We start from the raw sequence: 21,691 nt of genomic DNA, 5'->3' as shown, positions 1-21,691 counted from the left end.
TTATGGATGTGAAACTTAGAATCCATCGCTTCGTGGAAGGCCGAAAATGGGTGCAGAATTATACCGTGACCTTAAAAGTCGGTATGACAGTCTTGGAGGCCCTGATTGAAATCAAGGAAAAACAGGACCCCACGCTGTCGTTTACCTGCTCTTGCCGCTCGAGTATCTGCGGCGCCTGCTCGGTACGCGTCAACGGCAATGCGGAACTGGCCTGCGAAATGCTCGTAGAAAATCTGGTAAAACGATATGACACTAATGAACTGACCATTGAGCCGCTGGGCAACTTTAAAGTTATCCGCGATTTGATTGTGGACTGGGATCCCAAGTATGCCCGTATCAAGAAAATCAAACCTGTGGTGCAGCCCAAAGATGAGTTCTCCAAGGATAAAGGCTGCAAACAGTCGCCGGAGGACTTCAACAAATACAAGAAATACGCCGGCTGCATTCTCTGTGGTTCCTGTGTGTCCGAGTGCAACAAGAACACCTTGAATCAGGAAGACTTCCTTGACCCGTTTGTGTTCGTCAAGGCGGAAAAACTGGTGGCTGATTCCCGTGACAAGAGTCCGGAAGAACATTTGAAAGCCGTGGTCAAAGCCGGCCTTTGGCGTTGCTTTAATTGTCAGGAATGTACGGCGAAATGTCCTAAAGGACTGGACCCGGCCGGTGCCATCGAAAAACTTAAAGAGGCTACCTTTAAGAAGGGGCTTGATGATAACGTCGGTGCCCGTCATGCCAAAGCTATCTATGATGATATCAGCGAGTCCGGTACGCTTGATGAATCCAAGCTGAACATCAAGTCCGAGGGTTTCCTTATGGCCGGACTTCGTGCACCAATGGCCCTGCGCCTCATGCGTGTGGGTAAGATGAATCCGCTGGATACGCATAAAGTAAATCCTGAAATAGATACTATCCGCAAGATTGTCAAGAATGCTGAGGCGGCAGCGAAGGAGGCTGAATAATTATGAAGTATGCATTATTTCCGGGCTGTGTGCTGGAAGGGGCTGCAGCTGAGGCCTACACTTCGCTGAAAAAAGTATGTGAAAAGCTGAATATCGAAATTGAGGAAATTCCCAACTGGACCTGCTGTGGTGCCTCGCATGCCCAGGGAGTTAATGACCTGGCAGCGTTGGTTATCAACGCCCGTAATATCTCGATTGCCGAGCATATGGGGCTGGATATTATGACCGTCTGCAACACCTGCACCCTGCAGCTGCGCACGGCCAAAATGCGTCTGGATAAGGACGCCAAGCTGAAGGAAAAGGTCAACAGCATTCTTAAGGAATCTGGCCATCCTTACGAGTACAAAGGCACCAGCAAGGTTACGCATTTCCTGTGGATTTTGGACGAACATCCGGAACTTCTGGCCGGCAAGGTTGTAAAGCCGCTAAGTGGTGTTAAGATTGCCGCTTATTATGGCTGTCATATTTTGCGTCCGCAGGAAGTTATGGACCACGGCGATGGCAAGCACCCCGAATATCTGGAACGTCTTATTCGTGCTTTGGGAGCCGAGCCTGTCTGGTTCGATGCCAGCCGTAAATGCTGCGGTTTCCATGCACAGCTGGCCGCCGAACATGATGTACTGACCGTGACAGGTCAAATCGTAGATAGTGCAGACCGGGCCGGGGCTATGGCTATTGCTACGCCGTGCCCGCTGTGCCAGATGCAGCTCGATATGTACGAGCCGGAAGGACGTCATGCCGTACATTCCCAGGCCCAGGTACCTATTCTGCACCTCCAGCAGCTCGTTGGCCTGGCCTTGGGCCTGACTAAAGAGGAAGTGGGCTTTAACCGCCACGTATCGGCTCAGGAAAAATTAAAGATCGGCTGATTTTAGGTAGATGAATTAACCGTACCCAAAGGTCATCTGACAGTTAAAATGACTTGTCAGATGACCTTTTTTTGCCATAAAATATATATGTGACAGCAATCTTGCGGAGGTGAATATAAATGGGGAGATTTTCAGCAATAGGCGCAGGGCTCGCCTTGAGTTTATTGGTCAGCATGCAGCCTGTATCGGCTGCGGTTGTTACCGTGACAGGCATGGGCGGTTCGGAGCGCAGTGCTCTGAAACAAGCGCTGCGGGAGGCCGTGGAACAGCAGGTCGGTGTTATGGTCGACAGCCGCAGTTATGTGCAGAATTACCGGCTTATTTATGACCGCGTCTATACACAGGCCGATGGTTATATCAAAAGCTATGAAGTTTTGGAATCCTCCCATAAAAACGGGATATATCAGGTAAAAATCAAAGCTGATGTACAAGAGCAGAAAATCAGTGCGGCCCTGGGAACCCTGGCGCAGAAAAAGGCCGTTATCAAGGCCAATATGCAGGACCCCCGTATCGGTGTTCTCGCTGTCGACCGGGGCGGTAAGACATATCCAAGCGTCGAAAACGAAATTATCAGCGGGCTGACCAGTCAGGGCTTTTCCCGGGTGGTTGACTTAGGACAGGTGTCGGACTCCCTGCGGCGCCGCCTGCTGGCTGCTAATGCCAGCGGTGACCGGCAGTTATGGCAGGCTCTGCAGGTGCAGTCGCCTGTGGATTATATTGTTACCGCGCAGGTGGATATGAGCGTCGGTAGTCTGGCCGATTACGTGAATCGTCCCGGTTTTGCCAATTTGAAAAAAGCGGCGGCGGTAATTTCCCTGCGTTTGCTCAATGCCAATTCCGGGGAAGTTATTTATGCCGGCAACTTTCAGGGAAAATCGGAACGTCGTGGTCCGAATGCTGAGCAGGAGGCTGCCCGTAATGCGAGCCGTGGCATTGCCAAGGCCGTAGGGGAGGCCGCCCTAAATAAAGCTGCCAACCCCAGCCAGCATATAACCCTGCTGGTCACCGGCGGCAAGCTGGGCAATATCTCAGAGCTCACAGAGTATCTGCAGGGCCTGCCCGGGGTTCATAACGTATTTGTACGGGGCAGCGCCTGGCAAAACATCACCGTGGACTTGGAATTCAACGGCACCGCCCATGACCTGGCGGCTGTTTTGGAAGGCAACGGGCTTAAGATAATGGAACTTGGTTCGGAATATGTGAAAATATAATCCCTGGCAAAACAATGATTTACAAAATTGATGATAAATATAAAATACTATAGCCAATTTTGTAAAATAGCTGTATAATGATTCATGGACAATAAAAGGAAATCAGGTGTATTTATTTTATGGCAAAAAAGAAAAAAGAGGCTAAGACCAATGCGGCGCGTATTTTAGATACTTTGGGTATCAGCTATGAGCTGAAAACCTATGAGGTTGATGAAAATGACTTGTCAGCGGTGCATGTGGCAGCCTCTGTGGGCATGCCGATTGAAATGGTGTATAAAACACTGGTCTGCCGTGGCGATAAGAATGGCGTGGTCATGGCGGTGATTCCGGGCGGCGGCGAGCTGGATTTAAAGGCTTTGGCAGCGGCCTCGGGCAATAAGCGTGTGGAAATGGTACATCTTAAGGAAGTATTTGCCCTGACAGGCTATATCCGCGGCGGCTGTTCGCCATTAGGGGCCAAGAAGGATTATCCTGTTTTCCTTGATGAAAGCGCGCTGGCGCAGGAGATTATTGCTGTAAGTGCCGGTAAGCGCGGTGAACAGATTTTGTTAAAGCCAGCCGATTTAGTGACGGCGGCCAAGGCCACGGTAACGGCCATCAGCAGATAATATATTTTAGGAAAGAGGCGGTTTGATGAATTACAGCAGTACCAGGGGAAATAGTGAGCAGGTAACTTCAGCTGAGGCGATTATCAAGGGGCTGGCCAGTGACGAAGGCTTATTTGTGCCGGACAGCCTGCCGCCCATTGATGAAGATTTTATCGAAAGCCTGGTGCCCTTAACTTATGAAGAACGGGCGGCCAAGGTGTTAGGCTTATTTCTGACGGATTATTCGCCGGCGGAAATTCAGGCTTGCGTGACCAAAGCATATGGTCAGGGAAAATTTGACTGTCAGGCCAAAGCGCCGGTGACGGATTTAGGGGATATGCAGGTTCTTGAACTCTGGCATGGCCCGACCAGTGCTTTCAAGGATATGGCCTTGCAGCTGCTGCCGCAGCTGATGAGCACTGCCCTCAAAAAGACCGGGGAAAAATCCCAGGTGCTGATTCTCGTGGCCACGTCCGGTGATACCGGCAAGGCGGCGTTGGAAGGGTTTAAGGACGTACCGCAGATTTCCATCATGGTATTCTATCCCGAGGGTGGCGTCAGCCGTATCCAGCAGCTGCAGATGGTTACGCAGGAAGGGGCTAATGTCAATGTAACTGCGGTAAAAGGCAATTTTGACGACGCGCAGAGCGGTGTTAAAGATATTTTTGCCGATAGTGATTTTGCCCAAAAACTGGCAGGGCAGAATGTCAAACTGTCCTCCGCCAATTCCATCAACTGGGGCCGTCTCGTACCGCAGATTGTCTATTACTTCAGTGCCTACGCCGATTTGCGCAAGGCCGGTAAGATTACGAAGGGTGAGGCCATTAACTTCACTGTACCTACAGGAAACTTTGGCAATATCCTGGCGGCATTTTATGCACAGCAGATGGGGCTGCCAATTCACAAACTTGTTTGTGCCTCCAATGCTAATAATGTTCTGACGGATTTCCTGCATAGCGGCCGTTATGACAGAAACCGGCAGTTCTTCAAGACCATCACACCGTCGATGGATATCCTGATTTCCAGCAACCTCGAACGTCTGTTGTACCATCTGACAAATGACAAAGCCAAGGTAGCCGGCTGGATGCAGGACTTGAAAACGCAGGGCGCTTATGAGACCGATGGGCAAACGCGTCAGCTGCTGCAGGAAAAATTCTGGGCTGACTGGGTTGATGACCAGGCAACGCAAGCCTGCATACATAAGGTTTACCAGCAGCATAAATACATTTTGGACACGCATACAGCTGTGGCCTGGCAGGTGGCAGAAAACTACCAAAAAGCCACCGGCGATGACCACAAGATGGTAGTTGTTTCCACGGCCAGTCCGTATAAATTTAACGGCAGCGTTTTAAATGCTCTGGAGGTCAGCACGGAAGGGCTCGATGAATTCGCCCTGCTGGCTAAATTACAGGAGCTGAACACCAATCCGATTCCGCAGGGGTTAGGTGCTTTAAAACAAAAGGCTGCCCGTCATCAGGACGTTTGTGCCAAAACAGATATGCGTCAGGCTGTCCTGTCGTTTATTGGTCAGTAATAACTGCGATAAATACTGGCAGAAAGAATAAAAATAGTGTATAATTACGAATGTGCGATATTTTTTCGCCAAATTTTATAATTATGGAGGGAAACAATCCATGAAAAAAATTGTTCAAATGCTTCTTGTGGTGTGCATGGTAGTACTCAGCGCACAGGTGGCTTTTGCCAATGCTGACCAGGTGACGATTCAAGAGGGCGCTGATATCACGGCTGTAAAGCGTATTGCTATTGCTGCACCGCTTTATACCCCGGTTGATGAAAAAGCTCCGAATAAGGACATGCTGACGCAGATTGTGTATGATTCCAGCCGCGTATCCCGCAGCTATGTAGTATCTTATGATGCTGTAGCAGAGGCTGTCAAAGCAGCTAAGAACGTAGACATCAAGTCCTTGGACCGCCGTCAGGCTGCCAAGACTTTCAAGGAAAACGTAGCTGATTATGCTGACGCTTACGTAGTACTGACGGTAGCTAACAACAGCCGTACTACGTTCTTCTTTGATGTGTTCAAAGCTGGCACTAACGAACTGCTTTACACTTACGAAATCCGTGCCAACAGCAGTGAAAAGGACACCGTGAATACCTTCACTAACCTTAGCGAACAGTTCTATAAACATTTTGACCGTTCCGCTGCTGAACAGTTAAAGGACCAGAACAAAAAGAAATAAAAAGATGGAGACATACTCCTTAGGGAGGATTGTCTCCATTTTTTTACCTTGTATTCTGCTTATTTGGCACCCTTGGCCAGATAAAGTGGTTTTATCTTCGCAGACTCGGCGGTGCTGTCATCGATATAACCATTGCGGACCATGGCGTCAAGAACGACAAACTGGCGTTTCTTGGCCAGCATAAAGTCAACATAAGGGGAATAGAGTGAAGGGGCATTGGGTAGCCCGGCCAGCATGGAACATTCCGGCAGTTTCAGCTCCTGTGTCTGTTTGCCAAAGTAACCTTCAGCTGCCGGCCCAATACCGTAATAATTAGAACCGTAGTAAATGGTATTAAGGTAAAGCTCCAAAATCTCTTCTTTGCTGTAATTAGCTTCCATGTCGAGAGCCAACAGCAATTCTTCCCCCTTGCGGCCGAAGGACTGCTCGTGACTAAGGAACAAATTCTTTACGAGCTGCTGTGTGATGGTGCTGGCGCCTTCTTCAATTTGTCCGTATTGCAGATTGACCAGGGTGGCGCGTATGATACTTTCCACGTCAAAGCCGTGATGGCTGTAAAAGCGGCTGTCCTCGACAGCAATGACAGCTTTTTGCAGGTCAGACGGAATATTTTCCAGCTTTACATAATGTTCCTTATCGATACGGGCATCGACAGCTCTTTTGATAAACAGCATACGGCTGAGTCTGTCAGTGGTCGAAACCTGCAGGGGAATATCCGGCTGCTGAATGGCTGGCAGACGGCTTTCCAGTTTGGGCAGAAAATCGCCGGCATGCTGCCAGGTCTTTGGCGAGAACAACGCTGTCCCACCTGCCAGCAGGAAGGTAATAAAGAATACCGTGACCAGAAAGAAACACCAGCGAAAAAATTGTCGGTAAATTCGCCGTTTTTTATTTTTTCTCATCTTGAACTCCTTGAAATAATTAAATGCTTCTTAAATAGTATATCATGAATTTATTTCAAATGGGGCTTGCAATTTTATGCATTAACGATGTATAATTATAAACATAGTTTACAGAGTACATTTGCCGGGCGGCGATTAGCAGTATGCAATCCGCGCTGACAGGTCAGTTTATCGTAAGCTATGCATGTGAAGGAGGATTATTCATGAAAGTCAGCGTTATTGGCGCAACGGGGTATGCCGGAGCTGAATTGCTGCGTTTGCTGTATCAGCATCCTCAGGCAGAGGTCGTCCACATAACCTCGGAAAGTCATACAGGAGAAAACATTGCCAGTCTTTACCCTCACTTGCGTGGGCTTTATGACATGCAGCTGGAGAGCATTAAGGACATCGAAAGCATCGGTCAGGACAGCGACTTTATCTTTATCGGCTTGCCGCATGGCCATGCTATGGAAGTGGGCAGAGCTTTGGCCGGCAAGCCGGTACGCATAATCGACCTCGGAGCCGATTACCGCTTTGCCGATACTAGCGTCTATGAGGCCTGGTATCATGTCCCGCATACACATCAGGAGGCAGAACGGGTGTATGGTCTGGCAGAACTTTACCGCGAACAGATAAAGAGCGCCAAGATTATCGGCAACGCCGGCTGCTTTACCACCGCCAGTATTTTAGCACTGGCACCGCTGGCCAAACAGCATTTAATCGATGTTAACAGCATTATCATCGATGCCAAGTCTGGTGTATCGGGAGCCGGGCGCAGCGCCAAACAGGCGAACCACTTCCCGGAACTTTACGATAATTTCCGGGCGTATAATGTAGCCAAACATCGTCATACGCCGGAGATTGAACAGGCACTTACCGATATTTCCGGGGAAAAGGTTCTGCTGAATTTTACGCCGCATCTTGTGCCTATGTCACGCGGCATTCTTTCGACCTGCTACGCAAATCTGAAAGACGGGGTTACAGAAGAACTGGTCACGGCCGCATTTGCCAAACTTTATGGCAAGGAATACTTCATCCGTCTGCTCGGTGCCGGGGCATATCCTTCCACCAAGGAAGTGCGCGGCTCTAATTTCTGCGATATTGCCTGGCATGTAGATGAACGTACAGGCCGCGTGATTGTGCTTTCAGCCATAGACAACCTGGTAAAGGGCGCTGCCGGACAGGCGGTACAGAATTTCAATATTGCCTGCGGTTTTGAAGAACGTATGGGGCTTGATTTCGTGCCTATTTATCCTTGATAATACTAACCTTTAGGAGGAAAATATATGTTTAGTGATGTACATAAAAAAGCCGGTGTAACTTATCCGCAGGGCTTTCAGGCCGCTGGTGTCAAGGCCGGCATTAAGAAAAGCGGCAATCTCGACGTTGCTGTAATTTATACGGAGCAGGAGGCCGCAGTAGCCGGAACTTTTACCCAGAATGCCGTAGCCTCAGCGCCGGTTCGTGCGTCCAAGAAGGTTATCGCCACGGGAATGGCGCATGCCATCACGGCTAATGCCGGCTGTGCCAACGCCTGCACCGGTGAGCAGGGCGAAAAAGACGCGGCAGCTATGCAGGATATCACGGCAACGGCATTAGGCTGTAAGGCTGATGATGTAGTTGTTGCCTCCACCGGTGTTATCGGTGTGAACCTGCCGATGGACAAGATGGAAAATGGTATCAAGCAGGCAGTCAAGGAACTGTCCTCTGATGGTAGTGAAAATGCCGGCAAGGCCATTATCACCACGGATACATATTCCAAGGCCTGCGCTACGGAAATCACGCTCGGCGGCAAGGAAGTACGCTTTGGTGCCATTGCCAAGGGCTCGGGCATGATTCAGCCGAATATGGCCACCATGCTTTGCTTTATTACAACGGACGCAGCTATTGACAGCAAGCTCCTGCAGAAGGCTCTGTCGGAAATTGTCGAGGTTTCCTTCAATATGATTTCCATTGACGGCGATATGAGCACCAACGATATGGTTATCGTTCTGGCTAATGGCGCCGCCGGTAATGCAAAAATCACCGAGGAAAACGATGATTACAAGCTCTTTAAGGCTACTCTGCAGAATATTTGCCAGGAACTGTCCAAGAAGATTGCTGCTGACGGTGAAGGCGCTACCAAGTTCCTGACCATTTCTGTGACGGGCGCGAGAAATTTTGCTGAGGCTAAGACCATTGGCATGAGTGTTGCCAAGAGCCCGCTGGTAAAGACGGCGTTCTTCGGTGAAGACCCCAACTGGGGGCGCGTTATCTGTGCTGTCGGCTATGCCGGCGTACCCATGGACCCGCAGAAAACCGTGGTGAAGTTTGGCGGTATCCCCGTTTATGCCAACGGTGTCGGTGCAGAATATGATGAAGCAGAACTGCGGAAGGTCATGGAGGCTCATGATATCGTTATCAGCATTGATATGGGTGAAGGCGACGCTAAGGCCGATATCTGGAGCTGTGATTTCTCTTATGAATATGTGAAGATTAACGGTGAGTATCACACCTAAGGAGGACAGGGCATGTTTACAGCAGAAGACAAAGCCGCCATATTGGTGGAGGCCCTGCCCTATATCCAGCAGTTCTACGGCAAGACCATTGTTATTAAATACGGCGGCAATGCCATGATTAACGATGACCTGAAAGAAAAGGTCATGCAGGATATCGCCTTGATGAAATATGTGGGTATCCGCCCGGTGATAATTCATGGCGGCGGCCCGGATATCACGGGGTTCCTCAAAAAAGTGGGCAAGGAGTCAGACTTTGTGGCCGGACTCAGAGTCACCGATGAGGAAACCATTGAAATTGCGGAAATGGTGCTTGACGGCAAGGTAAATTCCGAGATTGTCAATCTTCTGAACCGCCGCGGTGTACGCGCTGTAGGCCTTAGCGGTAAGGACGCCGGCCTGATAAAAGCCCGGAAGAAACTGGCCACGGTTTACGAAGGCGAGGACACCAAAAAGGTCGATATCGGCTATGTCGGCGAAGTGGAACAGGTTGATACCGGCATTTTGGAAGATTTGCTTGACCAGGGTTATGTACCGGTTATTGCGCCGATTGGTGTCGGTGATGGCGGTGAAAGTTACAATATCAACGCTGATTATGTAGCTGCTGAAATCGCTGGCGCCCTGCAGGCGGAAAAACTCCTGCTGCTGACAGATATTGAGGGGATTTACAAGGACTTTAATGACAAGTCAAGTTTTATCTCCACCTTACATCTGCCAGAGGCAAAGGAATACATCAAAGAAGGTATTATTGCCGGCGGCATGATTCCCAAAGTGGAGGCTTGTCTGACGGCATTGGAACAGGGTGCAGGCAAGACGCATATCATTGATGGGCGGCTCGCGCACTCCATCATCCTGGAAATCTTTACTTCCCGGGGCATTGGCACTCAGGTAGTGCGGTAAGGGGGCATAATATGCAGGAACAGGAAATTTTTGCGGAGGACCAGCAAAGCTATCTGCCGGTATTTAACCGCTATAAAATCGTTCTCGACCACGGCGAAGGCGCCGAGGTTTGGGATATAAACGGCAAGAAATATCTGGACTTCTTGGGCGGCATTGCCGTAAATGTGCTGGGGCATAACAACAAGGCTTTGGTACAGGCAGTGTCGGAGCAGGCAGGAAAACTCATTCACTGCTCCAATCTCTACTACACCAAGCCGCAGGCTGACGCAGCGGCCAAACTTGTCAAGCTCAGCGGCCTGGATAAGGCGTTCTTCGGTAATTCCGGTGCCGAGGCCAATGAAGGGGCTATCAAGATTGCCCGTAAGTATGGCTATAACATCAATCCCGATAAGACGGAAATCATTTCCGCCTGGGACAGTTTCCACGGTCGTACCCTGGCTACGCTGACGGCGACAGGCCAGACGCATTACCATGAAGGATTAGGGCCGCTGCCCGCAGGTTTCACCTACGTGCATTACAACGATATTGCCGAACTGGAAAGCAAAATCAGCGACAAGACGGCGGCGGTAATGCTCGAAACCATTCAGGGCGAAGGCGGTGTTCATACACCGGATGGTAATTATCTCAAACAGGTCAGAGAACTTTGCGATAAGCATGGTGCCCTGCTGATTCTCGATGAAATCCAGGCTGGCATCGGCCGCAGCGGCAAGTTCTTTGCCTATGAGAACTACGGCATTAAGCCGGATATTGTAACCTTGGCCAAGGGGCTGGCCGGCGGTATGCCCATCGGCGCTTTTATCGTCACCGACAAAGTGGCGGCAGCCTTTAAACCTGGTGACCACGGTACGACCTTCGGCGGTAATCCTCTGGCCTGTGCTGCCGCTAATGTGGTGCTTGATACCGTACCGCAGCCTGATTTCCTTAAAAATATTCAGGTCGTAGGCAAATATTTTAAGGAAAAATTGCAGGAATTAGCGAAAAAATATCCAAAATTTATTATAGATGTGCGTGGTGAAGGCCTGATTCTTGGTGCAGAACTTGCAGGTGCTGAACATGGCCGGGATATCGTCAATGATTGTCTGGCAAAAGGACTTATCATTAACTGCACAGCGGGTAAGGTGCTGCGCTTTATCCCGCCGCTCATTATCACTACCGCACAGGTTGATGAGGCATTTGCCGTAATGGATGAAGTTATCGGCAAATACGCCGGTTAAGGGGGCTTTGGATGTTAAAAGGACGCGATATGTTGTCCATCCACGATTTATCTGTGGATGAAGTACAGGAGATTCTGACTTTGGCCCATGAGCTGAAGGCCAAGCAAAAGGCAGGGATTGAACATCATCTGCTCAAAGGTAAGACTTTGGGTATGATTTTTGAAAAATCCTCGACGCGCACCAGAGTTTCCTTTGAAGTTGGCATGTACCAGCTTGGCGGGCAGGCGCTTTTCCTCTCGAACCGTGACCTGCAGCTGGGACGCGGCGAACCCATTAAGGATACGGCGCGTGTGCTGTCGCGCTATCTGGACGGTATTATGATTCGTACCTATGGTCATGACAGAGTGGAAGAACTGGCAAAATATGCCGATATCCCCGTCATCAATGCGCTGACGGATTTACTCCACCCTTGTCAGGTGCTGACTGACCTGCTGACCATTCAGGAACATAAGGGCAAGAACCTCAAGGGCCTAAAGATGGCTTATGTGGGCGATGGCAACAATATGACCAACTCCTACATGTATGGCTGTGCCAAGGCCGGTATGACCTTTGTGGCCGCAACACCGGCAGATTACCAGCCGGATGCGGCCGTGACCAAACAGGCCAAGGAAGATGCCAAACTCACGGGTGCCAGCATTGAACTTGTAACTGACCCGGTGGAGGCAGTTAAAGGCGCCGATATCGTGGTTACGGATACCTGGGCCAGCATGGGACAGGAAGATGAGCACGATGCGCGCAAGAAAATCTTTGCGCCCTATCAGGTCAACAAGGAGCTTATGGCACACGCTGACAAGCGGGCTATCGTAATGCACTGTCTGCCGGCTTACCGCGGTGAGGAAATCACCGAGGAAGTCTTAGAGGCCAATGCTCATGTTATATTTGACGAAGCAGAAAACCGCCTCCATACCCAGAAAGCCATTATGGCCCTGACGATGGGTTAAGGCGTTTATAGATTTAGAAACAGAAAGGAAGTATTTCATTATGGCTAAACAGATTAAAAAAGTAGTTCTGGCTTACTCCGGTGGTCTTGATACCTCCGTTATCATTCCCTGGCTCAAGGAAAATTATGACGGCTGCGAAGTTATCGCCTGCTGCGCTGATGTAGGGCAGGGGGACGAACTGGACGCTGTGCATGACAAGGCTCTGAAATCAGGCGCCTCCAAGGTTTATATTGCTGACCTTAAGGAAGAATTCCTCAAGGAATATGTATGGCCGACGCTCAAAGCCGGTGCTGTTTACGAAGATAAGTACCTGCTCGGTACTTCCTTTGCCCGTCCGATCATTGCCAAGAAACTGGTGGAAATCGCTAAGCAGGAAGGCGCAGATGCTATCGCTCATGGCGCTACCGGCAAGGGCAATGACCAGGTGCGTTTTGAACTGACCGTTAAGGCTTTGGCACCGAACATCACTTTGATTGCTCCGTGGCGTGAATGGGATCTCGATTCCCGCTCTGCCGAAATCGAATATGCCAAGAAACATGATATCCCCATTGCTACGGAAAACAAAACTTATTCCATGGATAGAAACATCTGGCATCTGTCCCATGAAGGTGCAGACCTTGAAGACCCGGCCAATGAACCGAAGGACAGCATGTTCCTGATTTCCAAGGCTCCCAAGGATGCTCCGGACGAACCGGAATATGTGACCATCGACTTTGAAAAGGGCGAACCGGTTGCTGTCAATGGCAAGAAACTCGGCGCTGTAGAACTGCTGACCGAACTCAACGAAATCGGTGCCCGCAATGGCGTTGGTATCGTAGATATCTGCGAAAACCGTCTGGTGGGCATGAAGTCCCGCGGCGTATATGAGAATCCGGGCGGATCCCTGCTCTACTATGCACATCGTGAACTGGAATACCTCTGCCTTGACCGCAGCACCTATCATTACAAACAGCAGGTTGGCATCCGTTATGCTGAACTAGTTTATGATGGCATGTGGTTCTGCCAGCTGCGTGAGGCTCTGGACGCTTTTGTCAACAGCACGCAGCAGACGGTTACCGGTCAGGTTAAGCTCAAACTCTACAAGGGCAATATCATTTCCGCAGGTGCAACTTCCCCGTACTCCCTGTACAGCCAGGAATTTGTAACCTTTGAACATGATGATGTGTACAACCAGGCTGATGCTACGGGCTTTATCAACCTCTTTGGTCTGCCGCTCAAAGTTCGTGCTCTGATGCAGGAGAAGACGGGTAAATGAGTGAGGCCATGTGGGGAGGCCGTTTCACCAAGACCGTAGATGAAATGGTCAACGAATTCCAGGCCTCCATAAACTTTGACAAACGCATGTATCACGAAGATATTGCCGGCTCCATTGCCCATGCCATCATGCTGGCCAAGTGCGGCATTATCTCCGATGATGACTGCGGGGCCATTCTGCAGGGCCTTAAGGATATCGAACAGCAGATTGAGGCTGGGGATTTTGACTTCTCGGTGGATTTGGAAGATATCCACATGAATATCGAAAAGCGGCTGACTGAGGCCATTGGTGAGGCTGGTGGGCGGCTGCACACCGCCCGGAGCCGTAATGACCAGGTGGCGCTCGATACGCACATGTACATTCGCCGCGAAGTTGTGGCCGTACAGCAGGAAATTATCAACCTGCAGGAAACCTTGATAGAAACTGCCAAGAAGAATCAGGATGTTATTATGCCCGGTTACACGCATTTGCAGCGGGCACAGCCGATTCTTTTTGCCCATCATCTGCTGGCCTACTTTGGCATGCTTTCCCGTGACTTTGCCCGGTTTAGCGGTGTTTACCAGCGTGCCGATATAATGCCTTTAGGCGCCGGCGCTCTGGCAGGGACGACATTCCCCATCGACAGGGAAATGGTGGCCAAGCAGCTGAATTTCGAGCAGATTTACGGCAACAGCCTGGACGCTGTCAGCGACCGCGATTACATCATGGAATTCCTGTCCGCAGCCAGCATTTTGATGGTGCATCTGTCCAGATTGTCTGAAGAAACCATTCTGTGGTGCAGCCGGGAGTTCTCCTTTGTGGAACTTGACGATGCCCATTGCACAGGCTCGTCCATGATGCCGCAGAAGAAGAACCCCGATGTATCTGAACTCGTGCGCGGCAAGACCGGCCGGGTATTCGGCCACCTGATGGCCATGCTGACCACGGTCAAAGGCCTGCCGCTGGCTTATAACAAGGACTTGCAGGAGGATAAGGAAGGCATCTTTGACGCCATCGACACGGTGAAATTCAGCCTGGGTGTCTATGCTCAGCTTATCCGTGGCATGAAGGTCAAGAAAGATGTTATGCGCAAGGCTGTGGAGGAGGATTTCTCCAATGCAACTGATCTTGCCGACTACCTGGTAAAGAAGGGCATGCCCTTCCGTCAGGCCCATGCGGTATCCGGTACGGCGGTGCACAAATGCATTGCCGAGGGCAAATATCTTGCCGATATGACCTTGCCGGAACTGCAGGAACTCTCGCCGCTCTTTGAGGCTGACATTGCCGAGGCCTTGAAGCCCGAGACCTGCGTCAACCAGCGTATTTCCTTGGGCGGTACGTCAACGGAGCAGGTAAAACTGCAGCTGACCGCCGCACAGGAACTTATCGATGCTGAAAAAAAGACCAATACGACATTGACGAGTCAACAGATTTGACAGGTCAAAAATGACAAGTCAAATTGACCAGTCAAAATAGCTACAAGAGCCTTGCAGAGGACAGCCATTCTGCAAGGCTTTTTTGACATCTATGGTGATAAATTATACATGACAGCGCCGCAGCCTTCGGATATCATCGTAGACAAAATCTTAGCCGAATTGATACAAGCACAAAGAGCGCGAAACACCTCGAACCCCTATGAAATAAGGGGCTTCGAGGTGTTTTTGCATCGTATAGGAGAGACTTGTATTCAGGTCATGGATAAGGATGGTGACTTTTGCGGCTTTTTGCTCCGGGGGGTGCAGGACAGAAAGCGCCCCGTTTGTACGGTGCAGGTATTTGTCAAAGCACCATTTGCAGGGTGTGCAAAATGGGCATGAAGGCAGGAATTAAGCCAGTTTCCAGCGAATTTTTGACTAGAGGTGATGGTGGTGAAAACATTGCGAGAAGATGTGCTTCGGTACGCAAATGGAAAATATAGGACAGAGCCGAAGCATCTGTGGCGGCGATTTCCGCACTATGCCGTTCTTCGCCATGAGGATAACCGTAAGTGGTACGGACTCATAATGGATGTCATATACCTTTCGATTATGCCGAAAAGGGATTGACCATCACGGCGCTTATGAAAATCAAGCTGCTGAAGCGATACAAGTCAGATGAATTCCCTTTTGCACTGCTCAAAGGGGAATATGGAATTTATGCTGTACGAGGACCGCGAGGAATTCCCCACAGTTTAAGTGAGATGTTGAAATGAGGTAATCGACCATGAGGAAGCTGACAGCCATATTTACAGTTCTGCTACTGCTTGCTATGACAATTCCAGCGATGGCGGCATCTGCCATAAACCAGGATGGCTACTACAAAGGCATCAAACTATGCGGCAAGGTAAGGAATGATTACGATGAGCAAAACAAATGAATTAGCCAAAATAATCGGTATCAGCTCCAACATTGTGTTCTTTGGTGGAGCGGGGATGTCCACAGAGTCTGGGATACCAGATTTTCGCAGTGCTGATGGTATTTATAATCAAAAGCTGAACAAACGATTCAGTCCGGAGGAAATGGTGTCTCATACCTTCCTGATGAGCCATCCGGAGGAGTTTTTTGAATTCCTCTTTAACAAAATGATTTTTTTGGAAGCAACACCCAATGAAGGACATCAGGCGTTGGCTGAATTGGAAAGCAGGGGGAAGTTGCAGGCTGTTGTAACACAGAATATCGACGGTTTGCATCAGAAAGCTGGCAGCGAAGAAGTATATGAACTTCATGGAACGGTTATGCGGTGGTACTGCATGGATTGTGGCAGAAGTTATAGCTTAGACTATGCTTTGCAAGAAAATTGCAGGGGGGTTGTTCCACGGTGTGCACATTGCGGTGGTGTTGTGCGACCGGATGTCGTGCTCTATGAAGAAGCACTTAATGAACTGGTACTTGAAAATGCTGTAAGAGCCATACGCAAAGCCGATACGCTTATTGTGGGCGGCACATCTTTGGCAGTGTATCCGGCGGCAGGTCTGCTGGACTATTTCCGAGGGGATAACTTAGTGGTCATCAATAAGACAGCCACCAGGGCGGATACTTCAGCAAACCTGCTTATTCGTGAACCTATCGGCAAGGTGCTGAGTGCAGCTGTAAATAAGGGGAGGACGGGAACATGATAGACGAAACGCAGTGAATTGTATGTTGAGCTTTACATCGATGATGATAAGAAGCTGTTTCATGAACTTGAGAAAAACAAAGAGAAAATCGAAAGTGATGCCGGCTTAACCTTAAATTGGCGCGAACTGCCACAACGCAAGGCAAGTCGAATCGGCATAGAAAAGAACGATGTAAAATTTGACGATAAGAGCCAGTGGGCAGGGCAGTTTGATTGGATAATAGATGTCATGCTCAGAATAAAAAAGGCATTTAAAGTGCATCTGTGATATTGGTGCTGTTTGGCGCTCTGGTCCATATACCCAGTACATACGCATAGCACGGCTGGTGTTGTTCTCCAGATAAGACTGCCAAACTTTGACTCCATATCGTTTGGTTAGCGGTTCAATATCGTGGGTATATTTCCGGGATTCCCATACGAATAGCAAAACTCATGGTTAGAACCCCGTTAAATCGATTGGTGCAGAAACGTTGCCAGCTTTGTAGTTGCGGATGGATTCATCCATCATGGCAAGAGCACCATCGCCGCAGATATTTTTTCGAAGCTGAAGCGCAAGGGGCATAAGACGGAGCTGGTGGGTGACAATGTGGAATATTTACTCCATCGGAATGACGAATTCATCAGCATTGATGGGCGTAAGGAAACCAATCTGGAGCGGGCTAAGGTGAAGGATGAGGAAATCAAGGCCGTCCTGGATGGAGCGGGCATTGGATACACGGTAATATCGCCTTGGGTGACGGACAGGGTGCTGTTGGACTTGAAGATGCGGTAATAGTGGATGTAGTTATGGGGGACTATAAATGGCTGATATACTTGAAATCAAATTGAAGTTCCGAAATGGTGGGAGCGTCATCATCGACATCAAGGATGTGGAGTCCTTGTATTTCGGTGAGGTGCTGGAATATATTTCCTATAAGGACGGTATATACAGACGCAGCAAAAAGGCTAAGCAGGTAGGCATTTGTTTAAGGGAAAGTGCCGACAAATTAGGCCGTGGGAAATTGAGTGTTTTCGAGAGGCTTATGAATGAGCAAAGCATCTACAGCATCGAATTGCTATATCAGGATGAGGTAGAAGAGATTTTTGTACCTTACGAAAGCGAGAATGTACTTTGCCCGAATCGCTGTCAGCAGAATGAAATCCATAAAGGCATGAAGCTCACCTTCAATATGCTGTGATGCGTATTTACGTTGATGCCGATGCCTGTCCGGTAGTACGGCAGACAGAAGAAGTGGCGCAAAGATATGGTGTAGGGGTTACGCTCCTGTGTGACACCAATCATGTGCTTTGGTGTGTTTGCACTTACCGAAATAAGCAGAAGGGGGAGAATAGCAACATGACTATTATAAGGACGGAACTGGGAGACATTACGGCAAAACATTATGCCGATGCCATTGTCAATGCCGCCAATGAGAGCCTGCTTGGCGGTGGTGGCGTGGATGGAGCCATACTCAGAGCCGCTGGGCCGGAGCTTTTGGCAGAGTGCCGGACTCTGAATGGCTGCAGGACAGGTCAGGCAAAGATTACCAAGGCATACAGATTGCCTTGCGGTTATGTCATCCATACTGTGGGGCCGGTATGGCATGGTGGCAGTCATGGTGAAGCAGCACTACTGGCTGGCTGCTATCGTAACTCACTGGAGCTGGCCATTGAGAGAGGCATCCGTAGCGTGGCTTTTCCATCAATATCAACGGGCGTGTATTCCTATCCCGTGCAACAGGCAGCGGAGATTGCCATTGGGGCGGTCAGAGAAGTCGTAAAGGAGTACCCTAAGGCGTTTGACGAAGTTCTGTGGGTATTGTTTGATGAACGGACAAAGCTGGTGTATGACGGAGCGTTACAGAAATGCTGACATCAAAACAAATTTATGACAGGCTCATAACTGCTTACGGTCAGCCGGATTTGCACAATTTTGCATAAATTGCTATAATATAAGAGCAAATAATAATTATACTAGACGAACTAGGAGGCGGTATCTATGAGCACTATCCTGTCGTATAAAGGAAAAGCGCCCAATATAGGGAAGGATGTATTTATCGCACCATCGGCTACTGTCGTAGGAGATGTGGAAATCGGCGAAGGCAGCCATTTATGGTTTAACGCTGTGGTGCGTGGTGACTTTCAGAAAATACGCATTGGCAAGAATTGTGATATTCAGGACAATTGCACCATTCATGTTATGCTTGATGAGCCTACGGAAATAGGCGACAATGTCATCATTGGTCACAATGCCGTCGTTCATAGCCGCAAAATCGGCAATAATTGCCTTATCGGCATGGGTTCTGTTATTCTTGGCCATACGGAAATCGGTGATAATGTTATCATCGGTGCCGGCACGCAGCTGACGCAGCATAAGAAAATACCTTCGAATTCTTTGGTATATGGCAACCCTGCCCAGATTATCCGTGCTTTACGTGATGATGAAATCGAGGCCTTGAAGGTATCCGTGGATAATTACGGACTGATAGCAAAACGTTATGAGGATGAACTCGAAGCGCAAAAATAAACAGTAAGGGGAAATTTTTAACATGGAAAAAACACTGGTACTCATTAAACCTGACGCTTTTGCCAAACATCATAGTGGCGACATCATCAAACGCTACGAGCAGGAAGGTTTTCGTATTGTCGGCATGAAACTGCTCAAAATGGACGAACGTCTGGCCTCCATTCATTATGCTGAGCATATCGGCCGCCCGTATTACAATGACCTGGTGGGCTTTATGACTTCGGCGCCACTCATTGCTTTAGTGCTGGAAGGGGAAAATGCCATTGCCCGTATCCGCGAACTGCACGGCAAGACCAACCCGGCCGAAGCCGCTGAGGGTACTATCCGTAAACTTTTTGCCACCAGTGGCAGCCGCAACGCCGTTCATGCGTCCGACAGCCCGGAAAATGCGCAGCGGGAAATTCATATTTTCTTCAACGAAACTGAAATCCTGGACGGAGAATATCACGTTAAGGACTAATTTATAAGCGAATAACCGAAAACCTTTCAGAAATTGCCATTCTGGAAGGTTTTTTCTTTGTCAAGATTTGAAATTACCTTTATGTTTGTGGTATCATTGACTGTAACGGAATAAAGGGGGGATGGGACTTTGTTGGTCTTGACCCGAAAAGCAAATGAAGAAATTATGATTGGCGACAACATTGTGGTGTCAATTGTCAAAGTCAGTGGTGGTAAGATTAAGATTGGTGTAACCGCGCCAACCGAGATTTCCGTTAAACGGGCCGAAAAGCCTCAGGAATTTGCCGAAATGGCTAAGCGTCATGCGGCGGAGGAACTGCCCCATGGTGACAATATCAAGGTGGACTGCCGGCTCCAGGAGTCAATGGCTGACGCCCTGACGCAAGTGAATTGTAATTAACGCGATATCTACAATATCGTCTATTATATGAGGAGGAATTTTCTTTTATGAAAAGCGCAAAACCTATTTATACTATCGGTCATCGCAACCCCGATACGGACTCCATCTGTTCGGCTATCGGCTATGCTCATTTGAAGCAGGCTCTGGGCGAAAATGTTGTTCCGGCACGGGCTGGCAAGGTGAATGCTGAAACGAAATACGCTCTGGAGTATTTCAAGGTGGAAAAGCCGTTGCTGCTGACTGATTTGTATCCCCGTGTCAAGGATGTTATGCTCGACAGCAAAATCGTGGTACGTCAGCATGATACCCTGCGCCGTCTGGGTGAGGTTATGCGTGAACATGATTTGCGTTCCGTGCCCGTTACGGACAGCAAGGGTGTAATGGTAGGTATTGTGACGGTTTCTGACCTGGCTAAACGTTATTTCCAGGAACTGGGTATGCAGAACCTGGCAGAAATGCGTGTACGTTATCGTGATGTTATCGCTGCTACCGACAGTAAGGTACTGGTATCCGGCGAAGAAGGCGACTTCATCAAGGGCAATGTGCGTATTGCGGCCGGCTCCATCAGCATGATTAAAAACATAATCAATGAAAATGATGTTGTACTCGTAGGCGACCGCCATGATGAAACTCTTATCGATATCGTAAATCAGGGGATTTCCTGTCTGGTGGTTACGGGCAATGGCCGTGTATCTGCCGATGTGATTGAGGCTGCTGAGGCCAAGGGCATGTTTGTCCTGTCTACGCCTTATGACACTTATACCGTAGCCCGCCTGATTAACCAGTGCGTGCCTATCCGCCGTATCATGCATGAAAATCCGGTATGTTTCAAGCCGCTGGATATGCTTTCCGATATCAAGGGCACGATGGAAGAAACCAACTTCCGCAACTATCCGGTAGTAGAAAACGACAAGCTCGTTGGTGTGGTAAGCCGTGATAATCTCATGGTTCCGGAACGTGAACAGGTTATTCTCGTTGACCATAACGAACGCGGTCAGGCTGTTGAAGGTATTGAAGAGGCCAAGATTCTCGAAATCGTGGACCATCATCGTCTGGGCGGTATTCAGACCAGCGAACCGATTTTCACCCATGCTGAGCCGGTCGGCTGCACGGCTACCATCGTTGCCAACATGCACTGGCAGAAGGATATCGATATCCCGGCATCTGTTGCCGGCCTGCTGCTGTCGGCTATCATTTCCGACACAGTGCTCTTTAAATCCCCGACTTGCACGGAATACGACAAGAAAACGGCTCAGCGTCTGGCTGAAATCGCCGGCGTAGACATCAACGAGTACGGCATGGCTATGCTCAAAGCTGGTTCCGGCATCGGTGATATGACGCCTTCGGAAATTGCCAAGAATGACCTGAAGGAATTCCAGATTGGCGACTACCGCATTATCGTCAGCCAGATTTCTGTGATGGACACCAAGGAAGTCATGGATTTGGAACCGCAGCTGATTGAGGCTATGACGAAAATCTGTGAGCATGATGGTTTCGATATGAGCCTGGTTATGGTTACGGATATACTCGAAGAGGCAACTTACCTGCTCTATGCCGGTTCGCCCAAGACGCTTATCGGTGAGGCCTTCAAGAAGGATGCCAGCGGTACTCATGTATACCTGCCCGGCGTCATGAGCCGTAAGAAACAGATCATTCCGCCCCTTTCTGAGGCTGTAAAGTGCATTAGCAAATAATCGTAAATTACATATATACCGCCCCTCTTTCGGGAGAGGGCGGGTTT

At 49.3% G+C, this 21,691-nt stretch carries 24 protein-coding genes; 23 read left to right on the top strand and 1 reads right to left on the bottom strand.

Going from position 1 to position 21,691, the window contains the following annotated elements:
• Positions 1-2: 2 nt before the first annotated feature.
• From DL94_RS0102005 to DL94_RS0101980, 6 genes are all read left to right on the top strand, one after another.
• Positions 3-959, top strand: coding sequence for a succinate dehydrogenase/fumarate reductase iron-sulfur subunit (locus DL94_RS0102005; RefSeq protein WP_028128706.1), 957 nt, complete (start codon positions 3-5; stop codon positions 957-959).
• Between the two features lie 2 nt (positions 960-961).
• Complete coding sequence (locus DL94_RS0102000; protein ID WP_028128705.1) at positions 962-1,828, top strand: CoB--CoM heterodisulfide reductase iron-sulfur subunit B family protein; 867 nt, start codon at positions 962-964, stop codon at positions 1,826-1,828.
• Positions 1,829-1,947: 119 nt separating this feature from the next.
• On the top strand, positions 1,948-3,039 hold the full coding sequence (locus tag DL94_RS0101995) for a hypothetical protein (RefSeq protein ID WP_028128704.1): 1,092 nt from the start codon (positions 1,948-1,950) through the stop codon (positions 3,037-3,039).
• Positions 3,040-3,158: 119 nt separating this feature from the next.
• Positions 3,159-3,647 (top strand): Cys-tRNA(Pro) deacylase, encoded by a 489-nt coding sequence (ybaK, locus tag DL94_RS0101990; protein WP_028128703.1) that lies wholly within the window; start codon positions 3,159-3,161, stop codon positions 3,645-3,647.
• Positions 3,648-3,672: 25 nt separating this feature from the next.
• Entirely contained in the window at positions 3,673-5,160 is a 1,488-nt protein-coding gene (thrC, locus tag DL94_RS0101985; RefSeq protein ID WP_028128702.1) for a threonine synthase, read from the top strand.
• A 100-nt stretch (positions 5,161-5,260) separates the two neighbouring features.
• The gene (locus tag DL94_RS0101980; protein ID WP_028128701.1) at positions 5,261-5,827 is read left to right on the top strand and encodes a hypothetical protein; all 567 of its coding nucleotides are present in this window, start codon (positions 5,261-5,263) and stop codon (positions 5,825-5,827) included.
• A 59-nt stretch (positions 5,828-5,886) separates the two neighbouring features.
• Here DL94_RS0101980 and DL94_RS0101975 read toward each other — a convergent pair whose 3' ends face one another.
• On the bottom strand, positions 5,887-6,729 hold the full coding sequence (locus DL94_RS0101975; protein ID WP_028128700.1) for a transglycosylase domain-containing protein: 843 nt from the start codon (positions 6,727-6,729) through the stop codon (positions 5,887-5,889).
• Positions 6,730-6,932: 203 nt separating this feature from the next.
• Between DL94_RS0101975 and argC the strand changes: the two genes are divergently transcribed.
• The 17 genes from argC to DL94_RS0101880 all read left to right on the top strand — a co-directional run bounded on the left by argC (position 6,933) and on the right by DL94_RS0101880 (position 21,644).
• Positions 6,933-7,967, top strand: a complete 1,035-nt coding sequence (argC, locus tag DL94_RS0101970; protein ID WP_028128699.1) for an N-acetyl-gamma-glutamyl-phosphate reductase — start codon at positions 6,933-6,935, stop codon at positions 7,965-7,967.
• 27 nt (positions 7,968-7,994) lie between these two features.
• Complete coding sequence (argJ, locus tag DL94_RS0101965) at positions 7,995-9,206, top strand: bifunctional glutamate N-acetyltransferase/amino-acid acetyltransferase ArgJ (RefSeq protein ID WP_028128698.1); 1,212 nt, start codon at positions 7,995-7,997, stop codon at positions 9,204-9,206.
• A gap of 12 nt (positions 9,207-9,218) precedes the next feature.
• Positions 9,219-10,103, top strand: coding sequence for an acetylglutamate kinase (gene argB, locus DL94_RS0101960; RefSeq protein ID WP_028128697.1), 885 nt, complete (start codon positions 9,219-9,221; stop codon positions 10,101-10,103).
• A gap of 11 nt (positions 10,104-10,114) precedes the next feature.
• The gene (locus tag DL94_RS0101955) at positions 10,115-11,317 is read left to right on the top strand and encodes an acetylornithine transaminase (protein ID WP_028128696.1); all 1,203 of its coding nucleotides are present in this window, start codon (positions 10,115-10,117) and stop codon (positions 11,315-11,317) included.
• 11 nt (positions 11,318-11,328) lie between these two features.
• On the top strand, positions 11,329-12,258 hold the full coding sequence (gene argF, locus DL94_RS0101950) for an ornithine carbamoyltransferase (protein ID WP_028128695.1): 930 nt from the start codon (positions 11,329-11,331) through the stop codon (positions 12,256-12,258).
• A 40-nt stretch (positions 12,259-12,298) separates the two neighbouring features.
• The gene (locus DL94_RS0101945; protein WP_028128694.1) at positions 12,299-13,513 is read left to right on the top strand and encodes an argininosuccinate synthase; all 1,215 of its coding nucleotides are present in this window, start codon (positions 12,299-12,301) and stop codon (positions 13,511-13,513) included.
• On the top strand, positions 13,510-14,928 hold the full coding sequence (gene argH, locus DL94_RS0101940; RefSeq protein ID WP_028128693.1) for an argininosuccinate lyase: 1,419 nt from the start codon (positions 13,510-13,512) through the stop codon (positions 14,926-14,928). Before DL94_RS0101945 ends, argH begins: the two co-directional genes overlap by 4 nt.
• Positions 14,929-15,694: 766 nt before the next feature.
• Positions 15,695-15,847: a hypothetical protein gene (locus tag DL94_RS15950; protein WP_156031630.1), complete on the top strand. Its 153-nt coding sequence runs from the start codon at positions 15,695-15,697 to the stop codon at positions 15,845-15,847.
• Positions 15,831-16,586 carry an NAD-dependent protein deacylase gene (locus DL94_RS0101920; protein WP_028128690.1) on the top strand — a complete coding sequence of 252 codons (756 nt, stop codon included), beginning with the start codon at positions 15,831-15,833 and terminating at the stop codon, positions 16,584-16,586. Before DL94_RS15950 ends, DL94_RS0101920 begins: the two co-directional genes overlap by 17 nt.
• 18 nt (positions 16,587-16,604) lie before the next feature.
• Positions 16,605-16,853, top strand: a complete 249-nt coding sequence (locus DL94_RS15945) for a DUF4268 domain-containing protein (protein ID WP_028128689.1) — start codon at positions 16,605-16,607, stop codon at positions 16,851-16,853.
• Between the two features lie 183 nt (positions 16,854-17,036).
• Positions 17,037-17,357, top strand: coding sequence for an adenylyl-sulfate kinase (locus tag DL94_RS0101910; RefSeq protein WP_369793682.1), 321 nt, complete (start codon positions 17,037-17,039; stop codon positions 17,355-17,357).
• A gap of 28 nt (positions 17,358-17,385) precedes the next feature.
• A complete protein-coding gene (locus tag DL94_RS0101905; protein WP_028128687.1) occupies positions 17,386-17,763 on the top strand; it encodes a hypothetical protein in 378 nt (125 codons plus the stop codon).
• Between the two features lie 158 nt (positions 17,764-17,921).
• Positions 17,922-18,437, top strand: coding sequence for an O-acetyl-ADP-ribose deacetylase (locus DL94_RS0101900; protein WP_028128686.1), 516 nt, complete (start codon positions 17,922-17,924; stop codon positions 18,435-18,437).
• A gap of 126 nt (positions 18,438-18,563) precedes the next feature.
• The gene (locus DL94_RS0101895; RefSeq protein ID WP_028128685.1) at positions 18,564-19,091 is read left to right on the top strand and encodes a gamma carbonic anhydrase family protein; all 528 of its coding nucleotides are present in this window, start codon (positions 18,564-18,566) and stop codon (positions 19,089-19,091) included.
• A 22-nt stretch (positions 19,092-19,113) separates the two neighbouring features.
• Positions 19,114-19,551 carry a nucleoside-diphosphate kinase gene (gene ndk / locus DL94_RS0101890; protein WP_028128684.1) on the top strand — a complete coding sequence of 146 codons (438 nt, stop codon included), beginning with the start codon at positions 19,114-19,116 and terminating at the stop codon, positions 19,549-19,551.
• A 129-nt stretch (positions 19,552-19,680) separates the two neighbouring features.
• On the top strand, positions 19,681-19,950 hold the full coding sequence (locus DL94_RS0101885; protein WP_028128683.1) for a carbon storage regulator: 270 nt from the start codon (positions 19,681-19,683) through the stop codon (positions 19,948-19,950).
• 47 nt (positions 19,951-19,997) lie between these two features.
• Positions 19,998-21,644, top strand: coding sequence for a putative manganese-dependent inorganic diphosphatase (locus DL94_RS0101880; RefSeq protein ID WP_028128682.1), 1,647 nt, complete (start codon positions 19,998-20,000; stop codon positions 21,642-21,644).
• The last annotated feature ends 47 nt before the right edge of the window (positions 21,645-21,691 follow it).

It is taken from the genome of Selenomonas sp. AE3005 (assembly GCF_000686945.1).
In the GTDB taxonomy this organism is placed as follows: domain Bacteria; phylum Bacillota; class Negativicutes; order Selenomonadales; family Selenomonadaceae; genus Selenomonas_A.
This window is presented reverse-complemented; position numbering and strand designations above follow the sequence as displayed.